15 protein-coding genes are annotated in these 15,206 nt (G+C 33.9%); 8 read left to right on the plus strand and 7 right to left on the minus strand.

What is annotated here, in order from left to right; translation table 11 throughout:
* Window positions 1-4: 4 nt before the first annotated feature.
* Window positions 5-958 (plus strand): AEC family transporter, encoded by a 954-nt coding sequence (locus tag J3U27_RS10795; protein ID WP_065562079.1) that lies wholly within the window; start codon window positions 5-7, stop codon window positions 956-958.
* A gap of 5 nt (window positions 959-963) precedes the next feature.
* Here J3U27_RS10795 and J3U27_RS10800 read toward each other — a convergent pair whose 3' ends face one another.
* On the minus strand, window positions 964-1,821 hold the full coding sequence (locus J3U27_RS10800; RefSeq protein ID WP_065734082.1) for a carboxylate/amino acid/amine transporter: 858 nt from the start codon (window positions 1,819-1,821) through the stop codon (window positions 964-966).
* Between the two features lie 261 nt (window positions 1,822-2,082).
* Between J3U27_RS10800 and J3U27_RS10805 the strand changes: the two genes are divergently transcribed.
* Window positions 2,083-3,675: an ABC-F family ATPase gene (locus J3U27_RS10805; protein ID WP_220226014.1), complete on the plus strand. Its 1,593-nt coding sequence runs from the start codon at window positions 2,083-2,085 to the stop codon at window positions 3,673-3,675.
* A 61-nt stretch (window positions 3,676-3,736) separates the two neighbouring features.
* On the opposite strand, the gene J3U27_RS10810 is transcribed toward J3U27_RS10805, so the two are convergent.
* Together J3U27_RS10810 and rhlE are read right to left on the minus strand one after the other, a co-directional pair.
* Window positions 3,737-4,078 (minus strand): YggL family protein, encoded by a 342-nt coding sequence (locus tag J3U27_RS10810; RefSeq protein WP_065562082.1) that lies wholly within the window; start codon window positions 4,076-4,078, stop codon window positions 3,737-3,739.
* A 26-nt stretch (window positions 4,079-4,104) separates the two neighbouring features.
* A complete protein-coding gene (rhlE, locus tag J3U27_RS10815) occupies window positions 4,105-5,391 on the minus strand; it encodes an ATP-dependent RNA helicase RhlE (RefSeq protein WP_267377444.1) in 1,287 nt (428 codons plus the stop codon).
* A gap of 453 nt (window positions 5,392-5,844) precedes the next feature.
* On the opposite strand from rhlE, the gene nikA reads away from it, so the two are divergent.
* The 6 genes from nikA to J3U27_RS10845 are packed head-to-tail and all read left to right on the plus strand — an operon-like array spanning window position 5,845 to window position 12,134.
* The gene (gene nikA, locus J3U27_RS10820) at window positions 5,845-7,410 is read left to right on the plus strand and encodes a nickel ABC transporter substrate-binding protein (protein ID WP_267331901.1); all 1,566 of its coding nucleotides are present in this window, start codon (window positions 5,845-5,847) and stop codon (window positions 7,408-7,410) included.
* A gap of 23 nt (window positions 7,411-7,433) precedes the next feature.
* Window positions 7,434-8,378, plus strand: coding sequence for a nickel/cobalt ABC transporter permease (opp1B, locus tag J3U27_RS10825; protein WP_065734078.1), 945 nt, complete (start codon window positions 7,434-7,436; stop codon window positions 8,376-8,378).
* Window positions 8,375-9,205 (plus strand): nickel/cobalt ABC transporter permease, encoded by an 831-nt coding sequence (opp1C, locus tag J3U27_RS10830; protein WP_267331899.1) that lies wholly within the window; start codon window positions 8,375-8,377, stop codon window positions 9,203-9,205. The genes opp1B and opp1C overlap by 4 nt, the downstream gene beginning before the upstream one ends.
* On the plus strand, window positions 9,202-10,044 hold the full coding sequence (locus tag J3U27_RS10835; RefSeq protein ID WP_065734076.1) for an ABC transporter ATP-binding protein: 843 nt from the start codon (window positions 9,202-9,204) through the stop codon (window positions 10,042-10,044). The genes opp1C and J3U27_RS10835 overlap by 4 nt, the downstream gene beginning before the upstream one ends.
* Complete coding sequence (locus J3U27_RS10840) at window positions 10,044-10,817, plus strand: ABC transporter ATP-binding protein (RefSeq protein ID WP_267377445.1); 774 nt, start codon at window positions 10,044-10,046, stop codon at window positions 10,815-10,817. Before J3U27_RS10835 ends, J3U27_RS10840 begins: the two co-directional genes overlap by 1 nt.
* A gap of 3 nt (window positions 10,818-10,820) precedes the next feature.
* The gene (locus J3U27_RS10845; protein WP_065734074.1) at window positions 10,821-12,134 is read left to right on the plus strand and encodes an MATE family efflux transporter; all 1,314 of its coding nucleotides are present in this window, start codon (window positions 10,821-10,823) and stop codon (window positions 12,132-12,134) included.
* A gap of 91 nt (window positions 12,135-12,225) precedes the next feature.
* Here J3U27_RS10845 and J3U27_RS10850 read toward each other — a convergent pair whose 3' ends face one another.
* The 4 genes from J3U27_RS10850 to J3U27_RS10865 all read right to left on the minus strand — a co-directional run bounded on the left by J3U27_RS10850 (window position 12,226) and on the right by J3U27_RS10865 (window position 15,080).
* Entirely contained in the window at window positions 12,226-12,648 is a 423-nt protein-coding gene (locus J3U27_RS10850; protein ID WP_065734073.1) for a hypothetical protein, read from the minus strand.
* A gap of 195 nt (window positions 12,649-12,843) precedes the next feature.
* Window positions 12,844-13,050 carry a hypothetical protein gene (locus tag J3U27_RS10855; protein ID WP_065562090.1) on the minus strand — a complete coding sequence of 69 codons (207 nt, stop codon included), beginning with the start codon at window positions 13,048-13,050 and terminating at the stop codon, window positions 12,844-12,846.
* Between the two features lie 537 nt (window positions 13,051-13,587).
* Window positions 13,588-14,910, minus strand: a complete 1,323-nt coding sequence (locus tag J3U27_RS10860) for a hypothetical protein (protein ID WP_267377447.1) — start codon at window positions 14,908-14,910, stop codon at window positions 13,588-13,590.
* Window positions 14,892-15,080, minus strand: a complete 189-nt coding sequence (locus J3U27_RS10865; RefSeq protein WP_267377448.1) for a hypothetical protein — start codon at window positions 15,078-15,080, stop codon at window positions 14,892-14,894. Before J3U27_RS10865 ends, J3U27_RS10860 begins: the two co-directional genes overlap by 19 nt.
* Window positions 15,081-15,206 lie beyond the last annotated feature (126 nt).

The following is a 15,206-nucleotide window of genomic DNA, read 5'->3' on the forward strand; positions in this document are numbered from 1 at the left end:
TAACATGGAATTTCTAATCACATTATGGCAACAGTTTTTAACTACATTGCCTCTGTTCGTTTTGATTTTATTAGGCTACATAGCAGTTAGAGCGGGTCGTTGGCAAAAAACAGTGACCGATAGTGTTACCAAATTTACGTTTTATATTGCCTTCCCAATTATGTTATTTCAGATTATGAGCCATTTTTCAGAGCATTCTGAAATTGATGCCAATCTTTTGTTGGTCTTTTTTGGTGGCTCATTTATTGTGTTTGCATTGGGCTGTTTTATTGCGGTTAAATTTTTTAAACTCAATGGCTCGCAAAGTACCATGTTTGCAATGGGTGGAATTTATACCAATACTGTGTTTGTGGGCATACCAATTATCAAAATGTTATTAGGCGAAAAAGCCATTCCGATTGTTGCTATTATTGTGATTTTTAATGCGTTAATTTTATGGACATTAGCCACAGTATCCATCGAATTTGTCCAGATGGGAAAATTATCGACTAAAGGATTTATAAAAGCATTTAAAAATGTAGCAAAAAATCCGATTATTATTGGTATTTTTGCAGGAATAGTTGTCAATTATGTACACATTCCACTACCTTTCTTCATCAATCAAGCGACGAAGATGGTAAGCGATATGACAGCGCCTCTCTCATTAATCGTTTTAGGAATGGGACTTGCTGAATATAAGATCCGCGATGATTTACCGATCACAATAGCCATTTGTGTTTTAAAACTATTTATCTTACCGATTGTGACCTATATTTTAGCGATAATAGTCGGATTACCACTTTTAGAACTGCAAGTTATTGTATTACTAAGTTCGGTATCAATTGCGATAAATTGTTATATGATGGCAAGACAGTTTGAGGTATTGCAAGGTCCTATTGCTTCAAGTTTATTGATATCAACGGCATTATCATCCGTGACAACACCGCTAATTCTATCAATAATGTTACAGTTTGCTTAGAAAAATTAATTTGCCTCTAGCTTTTTGAATTTATGATGCAAGATCAAGGCAGAAACAATAATTGCACTACCTAGCGCAAATCGGCCCCAATCAATCGATTGGTGCCAAATAATAACATTAACTAAAATACCAGTTGGAATAACCAAATTATTCATAATGGCAAGCGTACCCGAATCGACTTTGGTTGCGCCATAATTCCATAAAAAATAGCATAATCCAGATGCCACAACCCCAAGCCAAATAATTATCCCCCATTGTAATTGGGTAGTGGGTAGTTTTTCGGGATTGCCAAATAAAAACCAGCCAATACTAGCCACCAGTATTGCGCCTAAATAGACCCATGCAAAAGCTTGATGTTGCGGTAATGGATAAAGCTCCATAATACGTTTATATCCAACCTGCCCCAAGGCAAAAACTATATTAGCGCCCTGAATCAGGAGAAAACCGATAATAAAATCTCGACTAATATGATCGTAACGAATAACGGCTGCGCCAATTACAGCTATAACAGCGGTTAATAGGTAAACAAGTCTGAGTCGATGTCCTTGCAAGAAATCATAAATTAGCGTGACATAAATTGGCGTTGAAATAGTAAATAATAACACTTCAGGCACTGAAATATATTGGAAAGAGTTGTAATAAAAAAAGTACATAATACCTAATTGACAAGCACCAACGCCCATCAACAACACCATCTGTTTTACAGAAATACCTTTAAAGCGTAAAAAAGGAATAAAGGTTATAAAAGCCAGCAAGACGCGCATTACAACTGCAAACCACGTATCAACTTGCCCACTTAAATGAACAGCAATAAAACTAAATGAAAACGACCAAACTATCGTTACAAAAATAAGATAATACATATTAAATTCTTATTGATAAAAGAAAGTTTGGCATAGTATCAATTCGGCTTATTAATGTAAACAGTAATAAGGATGATATGTTTACTAATCAAAAAAAGTTGAGGAGCGGGGTTTTTGAAACATAAATTTAGTAACAAAAGTGCTAAAAATCGCTTTATTATGGCATAATGTGCGCCAAATCACAGTTTAGCCACTTCACTTTAAGCTTATGAAAAATGCTTCAAGTACGAGTTGCACAAATCAATTCGAGAGTAATTATCCGTGTTAACAACAAGTAATATCACAATGCAATTTGGCAGTAAGCCACTATTTGAAAACATTTCAGTAAAATTTGGTAATGGTAATCGTTATGGATTAATCGGCGCAAATGGTAGTGGTAAGTCCACGTTTATGAAAATTATTGGTGGTGATCTTGTGCCAACCTCAGGTAATGTTTCACTTGATCCACATGAACGATTAGGTAAACTTCGCCAAGATCAATTTGCTTTTGAAGAATATAGCGTACTTGATACCGTCATTATGGGGCACACCGAATTATGGCAAATTAAACAAGAGCGAGACCGTATCTATTCATTACCTGAAATGAGTGAGGAAGACGGTTTTAAGGTTGCAGATTTAGAAACCCAATATGCTGAAATGGACGGTTACAGCGCTGAATCACGCGCGGGTGAATTACTCCTCGGAGTGGGTATACCAATTGAGCAACATTATGGATTAATGAGTGAAATCGCTCCGGGTTGGAAATTGCGAGTATTACTAGCCCAAGCCCTATTTTCTAATCCAGATATTTTATTACTCGATGAACCGACCAATAACTTAGACATCGATACTATTCGCTGGTTAGAAGATACCTTAAATGAACGTGAAAGCACGATGATTATCATATCGCACGATCGTCATTTTCTTAATATGGTCTGTACTCATATGGCTGATATGGATTATGGGGAATTACGTATCTATCCTGGTAATTATGATGATTATATGACCGCCTCTACTCAAGCGAGAGAACGGCTATTAGCAGATAATGCAAAAAAGAAAGCACAAATTAGTGAACTACAATCGTTTGTTAGTCGTTTTAGTGCTAATGCGGCAAAATCCAAACAAGCAACCTCACGTGCACGACAAATCGAGAAAATCAAATTAGAAGAAGTGAAAGCATCAAGCCGACAAAATCCGTTTATTCGTTTTGAACAAGATAAAAAACTGTTTCGTAATGCTCTGGTCGTTGAAAATCTCACCAAAGGATTTGATAACGGACCACTATTTAAAAATCTCAATTTAATGGTTGAAGTTGGCGAAAAAGTGGCTATTTTGGGGACTAATGGTATTGGTAAAACTACCCTACTAAAAACCCTTATGGGCGAATTAGTGCCAGAACAAGGTGATATTAAATGGTCAGAAAATGCCAATATTGGCTATTACGCACAGGATCATGAATACGAATTTGACGAGGATCTAACCGTATTTGATTGGATGAGTCAATGGAAACAACCAACCGATGATGAACAAGCAGTGCGCAGCATTTTAGGTCGCTTATTATTTTCACAAGATGACATTAAAAAGCAAGTTAAAGTATTATCTGGTGGTGAAAAAGGACGTATGCTATTTGGTAAATTAATGATGCAACGTCCAAACATTATTGTCATGGATGAACCAACCAACCATTTGGATATGGAATCAATTGAATCGTTAAATATGGCATTAGAACTTTATCAAGGAACGCTATTTTTTGTGTCGCACGATCGTGAATTTGTTAGCTCACTTGCAACAAGAATTGTTGAAATCACGCCGGAAAAAGTCATTGATTATACCGGTAATTATGAGGATTATTTGCGTAGCCAAGGAATTGAGTAACGTTAAAATCCATAAAAATAGCCACATTAGTGGCTATTTTAGTATTTATTCAATTTAGAAATTAAAATTCTAATTCATCCCACCAAATATCAATTAAATTGCTGGTTTTGACATTTTTTAAGCCATGGCTTTCAAGCCATTTAGTGACAACGTCACGATTTTCTTCAGTACAATTACCCAATTTTTGCGTACAAATAATACCTTTCCAGTTTAAATACCCGCTACCTTCGTAAGCCAAACCGTTTGCTTGTATTGCTTCAATGATGAATTGATCAACAACGTTATCAATAGTGTCTTCACTCGTCCCTTCGTCAAATGACCAACTTACGGTAAAACCTAACTCTTTAAACTCTTCAATATGTAATTTTTTTCTTAAACGACGACTGCGATTAACCTTAGCCATAATAATATCCTTCTACTTTAGAAAATTTAGTTAGTTTTAGAATATGTATGATGGCTAGATTGCTTCATACTATTCTGGTTATTTTTAGAAGTTCGAGTTTTATCAACACGTCTTCTTTTTGCTGGAGCAGGCTTGGCTTTTTTTGCTGGCTCCGCTTTAATTCGAGGATCGACTTCAAATCCTTGAGTAAAAATTTCTGGAATCGTTTTTTTAATCAATTTCTCAATTGATTTTAATTGAGCAAGCTCATCAATACAAACTAATGATATTGCCTGCCCCTGATTTTGTGCCCGTCCTGTTCGACCGATACGATGAACATAATCTTCTGCAACTTGAGGTAATTCATAATTAACAACATAAGGCAATAACTCAATATCTAAGCCTCTGGCAGCGATATCGGTAGCAACGAGGGCGCGTATTTGTCCTGACTTAAAATCAGCCAAAGCTTTAGTTCTTGCTCCTTGGCTTTTGTTACCATGAATTGCCGAGGCTTTAATACCATCTTTAGTAAGCTGTTCGGCAAGATGATTAGCGCCGTATTTCGTTCGCGTAAAAACTAATACCTGTTGCCATTGGTTTTTACCAATTAAATAAGAAAGAAGTTCACGTTTACGGCGTTTATCAACTCGGTGGATATATTGAGTAATTTGCTCAGATGCACTATTGGTTTTGGCTACAGCGATCGATTCAGGTGAATTTAAAATTGTATTAGCTAATGATTTTATTTCATCTGAGAATGTCGCTGAAAAAAGTAAGTTTTGTCGCTTTTTAGGTAATTTAGCGATCACGCGACGAATATCATGAATAAAGCCCATGTCTAACATGCGATCCGCTTCATCAAGTACTAATATTTTTACTGTAGAGAGATCCACCGCATTTTGATGAACCAAATCTAATAGCCGACCCGGTGTTGCAATTAAGATATCCACCCCACCTCGAAGTTTCATCATTTGAGGATTGATACTTACTCCACCAAACACCACCAAAGAACGAATAGATAGATATCGGCTATAATCCCGAATATTTTCACCTATTTGTGCAGCTAATTCACGAGTGGGCGCCAAAATTAGCGCATATAAAGGACGCTTTCCTCTTTTAGGTTCTGTATTAAGTTGCTTTTCATGCAATTTTTGTAAAATAGGTAAACCAAACCCCGCTGTTTTTCCTGTACCAGTTTGAGCACTCGCCATTAAATCTTTACCTGACAAAATTACTGGAATAGCTTGTTGTTGAATGGGGGTTGGATCGGTATAGTTTTGTTCTTCAATAGCTTTTAAAATCTTGGCATCTAAGCCAAGAGAGTCAAATGACATGCAATGATTCCTAAATAAACGTGAAATAAATTATTCAAATCTATTATAAAGCAATTCAATAATAAATGTTTGAATATTTAACGAGGCATAGAACAGACACCATTTAGCGATTTATATTGGCAATGATTTTCTCTCTTTCTTCTCTATTAAAATTAGATAGATCAATCTAAACTCAATTTTGAGGCTGCCAAACAATGGTAATTAAATACTTTATTATATTTTTTGTTTATTCATAAAGACTTTTAAAAAGTTTTAAGCTATATTTTTAACTAATTGAGTTAACATTATTTATGCTTTAAACTTAATTAAGTTTAAATCAATTAATAGAATTTGATAAAATAAATGCCATGATTTATAAAATGTTTTTTATAAAAAACATATAGATGATATTTATTATCATTCTCATTTATGTTACTATCTCGCTCCTAATCCCAATAAATTAATGGACTAAATATGTTTTTTAATTTCACTCGTATAAAAAATCTACTTTTAGCATTAGTTTTAGCTAGCGTTAGTATTAACTGTTTTGCTAAAGATGATATAACTTTTGCTAATTTTCGTGATATTCGTGACTTAAACCCTCATCTCTATTCCGGTGAAATGTGGGCTCAAAATATGTTGTATGAATCATTGGTTCATTATAACGAAGATGGCACTTTTTCACCTTGGCTTGCAGAAAGCTGGACTATTACTAACGAAGGTAAAACTTACACGTTCAAGCTAAGAAAAGACGTGACATTTAGTGATGGCGCAAAATTTGATGCGCACAGTGCAAAACTGAATTGGGATGCCGTGTTATCAAACAAAGTTCGTCACACTTGGCTTGAAATGGTTCGCTTAATTACTGAAATCAAAGCAGTAGATGATTATACCTTACAAGTTAACCTTTCCGAACCCTATTACCCTTTTATGATTGAAATTGCCGTAACCCGACCGATGCGCTTTATTTCACCAAATTCTATGATTGATGGTGAAACTAAAAATGGCGTTAAATCTTACATTGGTACCGGCCCTTATGTATTAGGTGATCATAAGAAAGATCAATATGCAGTGTTTAACGCTAATCCAACTTATTGGGGAACTAAACCATTACTCAATAAAGTGACCATGAAAGTTATTGCTGATAACCAAAGCCGACTAATGGCACTCGAAAAAGGTGAAATCGATCTCATCTATGGTAAAAATATGGTTGATGCAGATTCATTTGAACGTTTTTCAACAATGGATAAGTTTCAGACTTTAATGTCTAAACCTGTATCTAGTCGAATTGTATTAATGAACACGACTCGTGACCAACTAAGTGATGTTAATGTCCGCCAAGCGATTGAACATATCATTAGTAAAAAAGATATTTCAGAAGGTATTTTCAATAATAGTGAAGCACCTGCTGATACTTTAATGGCAACCAATATTCCTTATGCTAATATTGGGTTAAAACCTTATGTATATGACACTAAATTAGCCGAAACGCTACTTGATAAAGCGGGTTGGGTAAAAGTTAAAGGCCAAAATTATCGTCAGAAAGATGGCAAACCTTTTGAAATCACACTTTATTATGATAGTAACACCGCTTCACAAAAAACAATTGCTCAATATATGCAAGATGAGTTTGAGCAAGTTGGATTAAAGCTTAATATTCACGGTGAAGAAGAGCAAGGTTATCGTGATCGCCAAAAAGCGGGTGATTTTGATATGGTATTTGATATCTCATGGGGTACACCATATGATCCACAATCATTTTTATCCGGTATGAAACTACCTGTTTATGGTGACTATATGGCTCAACAGGGCTTAAAAGAGAAACCGCAAATCGATGCAAGTATTAGTAAAGCATTGATCTCAACCGATGAAAAAGAGCGACAAGATCTTTTCCGTTACGTGCTTGAAACATTACATAATGAAGCGGTTTACATACCATTAACTTATGAACGAAATCGGGCTATTGCTGTTAAATCTTTAAAAGGAATTGAATTTGCGCCTTCTCAATTTGATATTCCATTTGAGAAAATGCATTTTTAGTACATAAATATTTTTGATCAATAATGTTAAATTATATTGTTAAACGTTTAACGATGATGATACCGATATTATTCGGTATCTCTTTTATCGCTTTTTTGCTTATCAATCTAGCCCCTTCCGATCCTGCTGAAGTTGCCTTACGGTTAAATGAAATAATGCCAACCCCAGATGCTATTGAAAGTATGCGTCAGGAATTAGGATTAAATAAACCTTTTTTTGAACGATATTTTACTTGGCTATATGACGTTTTACATCTTGATTTTGGGCGTTCGTTTATTCATCGTGACAGATTAGTTTGGGATGAAGTTATCCGTAGCTTAATTCCTACATTAGTTTTAGCAATGTCGTCATTTCTATTTACACTTATTGTCAGTTTAGTTTTAGGTGTGTTATGTGCAATCTTTGCTAATTCAGCATTCGATCATATTGTTCGAATTATTATTTTTTTAGGTACCGCAATGCCTAGTTATTGGTTAGGTTTGCTATTTATTTGGCTGTTTGCTACTTATTTAGATCTATTGCCAACCAACGGGTATGGAACCTGGCAGAACCTGATTTTACCGACGTTAACTTTATCGTTTGTTTACATCTCAACGTATATTCGTTTTATCCGTAATAATATGCTGGAAAATATGCATAATTATTCGATCTTTTATGCCCGTAGTCGAGGTTTGAAAGAGAGAACAATCATTCTTAAGCATGTATTAGTCAATTCACTACATACCACAATTACCGCATTAGGTATGACCATTCCACAATTAATTGCAGGGTCTTTTGTTGTCGAATATATATTTTCTTGGCCTGGCTTAGGAAGATTATGTATAGCCGCTATTATGAATCGCGACTATCCAGTAATTCAGGCTTACATATTAATTATGGCCATTTTATTTGTAGTATGTAACTTTATTGTTGATGTTATTCATCAATGGTTAGATCCACGATTACGAAGTAATGGTGGCTCTGTATGAATTTAATTAAGCAAGTAATTAGCAATAAAACCGCTTTAGTTTGTTTGTTAATCATCATTACAATAATTGTTTTAGGTATATTAGCGCCTTATATTGCACCTTTTGATCCAAATAAAGTTCGCATAGTGCGAAAATATGCCGCTATATCGAGCGAGCATTGGCTTGGTTGTGACCACCTTGGACGTGATATTTTTTCTCGGTTACTTTATGGTATCCGTTCTACCCTATTCTTATCTCTGTTAACCATGATTATCACAATAATTGTTGGTAGTATCATTGGTCTTATTTCTGGTTATCAACGAGGTAAACTTGACGAATGTATTATGCGTCTTTGTGACATCATGTTGTCATTTCCGAGCCAAGTGATGATTTTAGCTATAGTTGGTGTTTTAGGTGTGGGTATTGAAAACATTATTATTGCTAATATTGTAGTCAAATGGGCTTGGTATAGTCGAATGATCCGAAGTTCAGTAATTAAATATAGCAGAAAAAACTATATCCTTTTTTCACGAGCAATTGGTGCACCACATTCTTTTATCATTTATCGTCATTTATTGCCTAATGTCATGTCCGAAGTAGTTATATTGGCTACCTTAGACACTGGCTGGGTGATATTGAATATTTCAGCGTTATCCTTTATAGGATTAGGCGTCCAAGCACCTACTGCCGAATGGGGACTAATGTTAAGTGAAGCAAAAAACGTAATGACTCAGCACCCTATGCAGATGGTTTATCCTGGTATAGCTATTTTAATTGTTGTAGCGGCATTTAATATGTTAGGTGATTGTTTACGAGATATCTTAGATCCTAAGGAAAAAACAGCATGAGTAGCCCATTGTTAGCAGTAAAGCAACTGACCGTTACGCTTAATAATGGTAACAAGTTACTTGATGATATATCTTTTACCGTCAATCATCATAAATGTTTAGGTATTGTTGGTGAAAGTGGCAGCGGTAAAAGTTTAACCTGCAAAGCAATCATCGGCTTATTAGAATCCTATTTTAGCGTGACAGGACAAATCCTGTTCAAACAGGCTAATTCAACTTTAGATCTGCTAAAACAGAATGAAAAGACATTAAGACCAATTCGCGGTAGTGCTATTTCGATAATATTACAACAACCTATGATTGCTTTTGATCCGCTTTATTGTATTGGCAAACAAGTAGTTGAAACCCTTCAAGCTCATCTCACTATCAATAAAAATGATGCTATTGCTAAAACCTTATTGATGATTGAAAATATAGGGCTCGATAATGCCAAAGAGATTTATAAAAAATACCCGCATCAGTTAAGTGGTGGTATGTTACAACGCATAATGATTGGTATGGCATTAGTACTTGAACCAGAGCTTATTATTGCCGATGAACCAACAACCGCATTAGATTCAATTAGTCAGTTTTATATTTTAAAAATGCTTGAAGAGATAAAATCTAAAACGACTATGATTTTTATTTCTCACGATTTAGGTGTAATTCATCATATTGCCGATGATATTATCGTAATGAATAAAGGTAAAATTGTTGAATCTGGCAGCCGTGATCAGATTTTTTATCATCCCAAACATGAATATACTCGTTACCTGATTGATACTCGCAAGCAATTATTGAATAAATTTAATACGGTTATTTATGCTAATAATCCAAATTTAATCTCGGAGACAATTTGATGCCACCGTTATTGCAAGTTGTAAATGTAAAAAAATCGTTTTTGAAACCTGGTATATTTAGCCATAAAAAAAACACAATTATCAAAAATGTATCATTCGATTTAAAACAAGGTGAGTGTCTTGGTATTATTGGTGAAAGTGGTAGCGGAAAAAGTACATTAGGAAAGCTGATTTTAGGCCTTGAGAAACCTGACAGTGGCAAAATCTATTTTAGCGGGCAAGATATTAACAAACGTACATGGAATAAAGCAGCTATACGCAAAAATATCAGTGCGGTATTTCAAGATTATAATTCTTCGGTTAATCCATACTTTAATGTCGGCCAAATTATTGCTGAGCCACTTGATATTTACGAAAAGCTATCAAAAGAGGAACGTCAGCATCGTATCAATGCGTTATTAGAACAAGTTGGATTAGACCATTCTTTTTATGAACGGTTTCCTCACGAAATGAGTGGAGGTCAATTACAGCGTGTATGCATTGCCAGAGCAATAGCTTGCTCGCCTCAATTTATTTTATTTGATGAAGCGGTAAGCTCGTTGGATATTTCTGTTCAAAGCCAAATCTTAACATTACTTGCCGATCTACAAAAACAGCTAAATTTGACCAGTATCTTTATCACGCATGATTTAACTACAATTACTTATCTTTGTGATAAAGTTGCATTTTTTTATCAAGGTGAAATCGTGGAATACGTTGATAAAATACAACAACTCAGTCAAGTTAAAAATCCTTATTCTAAACTGTTACTTGAATCAATTTTAGGTTTTTAAACAATGTCATCAACATCAAATTTGCAATATCAGTTTAAAGATTATATTAAATTAGTTATTCCATTTATTTTATCAACCATTACTACCCCTCTTCTTGGCGTGGTCGATACGGCTTTAGTCGGTCATTTACCCAATCCAGCTTTTATTGCTGGAATTGCGATAGGAACAGTAATATTTAATACTATTTATTGGTTATTTGGATTTTTAAGAGTAAGTACCACCGGTTTTGCCGCGCAAGCGTTGGATAATTGTTTGTTATTAAGATCGTCTCTTATACGGCCGCTTTTTATCGCAATCTTTTTAGGTTTGGCATTTATAATTTTTCAAAAATTGATTTTTGTTGCTTCAATGCACATCATCAAACCGAATCAAGATGTTCAACATTATGCTGATATCTATTTTTCTATATTAATTTGGGGGGCACCTTTTGTTCTGATTAATTATGTCCTAGTTGGCTGGTTAATGGGGATATCCAAAATAAAAGCCGTTCTGTTTTTACAAGTGTTTATTAATTTACTCAACATTTTGATGGCAGTAATTTTTGTTTGGTGGTGTCATTGGGACATTAAAGGCGTAGCATTTGCAACATTAATTGCACAAATATGTTGCACTTTAGTCGGTATTTGGTTTACCTGCCGTTATTTGCCTAAAAGTGAACAAAAAGTGGATTTAAGATCTATTTTGTCATGGCAATCATTAAAAGGTGTAATTCTAGTAAACACTAATTTAATGATTCGGACTATCTGCTTATTAATTGTAACTAACCACTTTATTTCTATTGGTTCAACGTTCAATACTGAAGTTTTAGCCGCCAATGCCATTTTATTTCAAGTTCACTATATGATGGCTTATCTATTTGACGGTTTTGCTAATGCTTCCAGCGTTTTCAGTGGACGAGCTAAAGGAAATAAAAATATCCACCTTTACAATCAAACTTTACGGTGGTCACTACAAGCCTGCATTATTTGCCCAATTATCTTAATTGCAATTTGGCTAACCTTCGATACAACCATCATAAAGTTATTAACCAATCAAACTAATATCATAACGCTATCGCTTCAATATCAATATTGGTTAATCATTTTTCCAATTGTTGCATCGGGTGGATTAATCTATTATGGTGTTTTTTCTGGAATCAGTTATACAACATCAATACGCGACTCAATGCTATTGGCGTTATTGGTTTGGTTTGTAGCACAATACATTGCTGTACCAATCTGGGGAAACCAGGGTTTATGGTTAGCTTATAATCTATTTAGTTTTGGTAGGTCGATATTTTTAATTATCTGGATTAAAAAATCACGAGCCTATATTTAATTAAAAATGATAGCCAAATAGAAAACGTACTGCTATTAAGCTATGTTTTCAGCCCCTTCAATAAGGGAGGAAATTTGCATTCATGATTCAATCATAGACAAATTTCTTTTATTGATAATGTGACAGGAATTTTTCGTTTATCACTAAATTCAAACTGAAAAATAAAGCCGATATCATATGTATTTAATACATTAAATACGTCTGGTTTATCACAAAACTGACCTTTTATTCCTAATCTAACATTTTCTATAAATTCATTTAGTGCGGTATTTTTGCTATCAGTAGGCATTTTATATTCAAAAACAACATTATTGTGATTAGCTGAAATATTAGTTATTTCATAATCTGATTTGACTTTTAAAGGAAACTTTCCTTCATCGCCTAACAAAGATTTTTTTGCACTATCAGCTAATGCTTTGGAAATCTCAGCAGCATTATCTGTTTCAGACGCATGTACATTTGAAAATATTGCAAAACACAAAAATAAAATTGCCAATTTAATCACTTGCTTCATCATCAATACCTTAATCTAACAAATCTATAATTCCATTATTATAGTTTTAGAAATGATAACACATTTAAATTCTAACATAGTTTTATATAACTTTTTATTAAGTTGAAAGTTAATAATGTGTATATTTTTAACTATTTTAATCTTACCTTAAAACCAAAAAAGGTAACACATTGTGTTACCTTTTAAAGTCAAAAATTATTTTTTATTTGGATGAGGATCTTTAACTGAATCTCCTTGCCCACTAACTATATACCAACCATTTTTACTATGTGGTTTTTTATTATGATCCGGACAAGGGGGTAACGATTTCTTACTTTGGTTGGAATAAATATATCCACAGTCAGCACATTTATAAGTGCCAGCTGAAACATCACTACCGTATGCAGCAAATTTTTGTACCATTATAAGCTCCTCCAGTATATTTAAGATAAGCGAATGCTTATCAGCCATAGTTATAAGCTCTGATTAAAAAAAAAGCAAGTATGTTTTTTAATCATAGTCGATTTCACCGTTTTAAATAGATGGATTTAGTATCACTATTTGAAACATAAATTAAAAACTAACTTACAATCAATTTATTAATAAAAATACAGGAAATTTTGCAAAATCTTTCAGAAAACGCCTGTGTTTCAGTATAAAAATTGGGCCAGTTGAATATTTTTATCACCAAAATGAGTATGAGAATTTTATCTTGTATTATTTTAATGGTTAAAATTTAAATAAGGTTACAAGATTCAATTACCTAATTTAAGGATTATTAATTTAGATATATTGCCATTAGCAACTTTTAAACGATTAAACAAATTTATTTAAATAATCAGACGGCATTATTAATTTATTATTAAATGATATATTCAAATAAAAAGGGAACGTAATCCGCTCCCTTTTATAATTTCTGTTTAAAGAGCCATACCTTAAACATACAGATTTAAATATTATTCAGGGTGAAACACAAACCACTTGAGTAAATTGATTTTTTGTGCCACTTATATCATCACCTGTTACATCCACAATAAAATGTTGATTTGGAATTTGACTTGGGGTTGGTGAACTGGTCCAAAAAGCAAATACAGTCCAAGCATCGCCATAACCGGTTAAAGCCCCCCACTCTGAAGCCAACCCACCATTTATTTGTCTAATTTTCTTTTTACCATTTCCAGGATAGCCGCCCTCCCACCAACCAGGAACGTTACCGTTAGTCAGATCTGACACAATTGGCAATCTATAATTTGGCAAGCTTGCACAATAATTTTCTGCGTTATTATAATTGTTTTCTACCATATCGGCACCATTACTATCCGCTTGAGGAATAAACCAGTGGCGCAATTTAAAACGATAAATTGGAATAGTTTTTGCTTGATCAGCATAAATAGTAAATTGTGTTGGCACAAAACTCATTTTATATGAAGGAGAATTAGAGTTTGGCCCTTTTAACTTCACTATGGATATCCCATTATGCGTTGCACTGAATTCTAAATCAACATTAGAACTGTTAGGCGATTTGCTATAACTAAGTTGACGATAACTTGTCAGCCCCGCAACAATCAATCTAAAGCTAAGATCATTGGCGCCTGTTGCAGGAAAGTTAGATTCTGGATCATTAACATTTTGGACTAAAAAAGCACTTTTATCTGAATCCCACTGACCAGAAACACCGTTATTTTGTGTTAATGTTTTCGGTTGAACAAAACAAGTATAAATGGTACTAGAACCAACAGTGAGAATATAATTATCGTCTAAATCACTAAATTTTGCTGTATTTGGAACACCATATTGAGTTTGAATGCTACTGTTTTCAATTTTTAACTTGATATTATACGGCGCCAAACACTTATCAATAGCATCAGTCCGGGCAACTTTTTGACCAGTAGCACTAACAATTGTCATTTGGATTTTACCAGTTCCTGAATTTATCACATCACCATCATCATCCCGACCATAATTATAAGGTGCTTGCAATAGTTTGATAAAATCAATCGACTGGATTTTATCACCATCAATAGGAGTATCAACCGGCACTATAGTTTTTATATCAGCAAAAGTTGCAAGATTAGTGGGAAGTGCAATAGATAAGGGGTTATTATCATTATCCACAGGTGGCCTATTATGTTTAACTTCACGGCCGTTTTCTATATAACTTACCCAAGATAAGGCTTTAGTATCTGTGCTTTTTGTTTGACCATTATCAAATGTTAAATAAGGAGGGGTTCCATGAATAATATTGCTTGTCTTATTTGATAATGCTAAAACAGGACTTGACATACATACATACATACATACATACATACATACATACGATTATAAGTTAAATAACTAGAATGGCAAGAAAGAAGCTTGATAAATTTTCGTTTTTTCTCAAAGATAAATGATGAGGATTTTTCTTTATTGGCACTCACAATATCCGAGCGCTGACTATAACTTGACGGAAACATAAAACACTACTCCTTTACTACAATTAATAATACTCACCCTAAGTAATACTAAACCTATCTTTGACATTAAGATCTGTATGATTAAACCTAATATCGACATTTAAATCATAAAAGAGTAACAAGGTT

Source organism: Gilliamella sp. B2911 (assembly GCF_026536965.1).
GTDB lineage: Bacteria > Pseudomonadota > Gammaproteobacteria > Enterobacterales > Orbaceae > Gilliamella > Gilliamella apicola_E.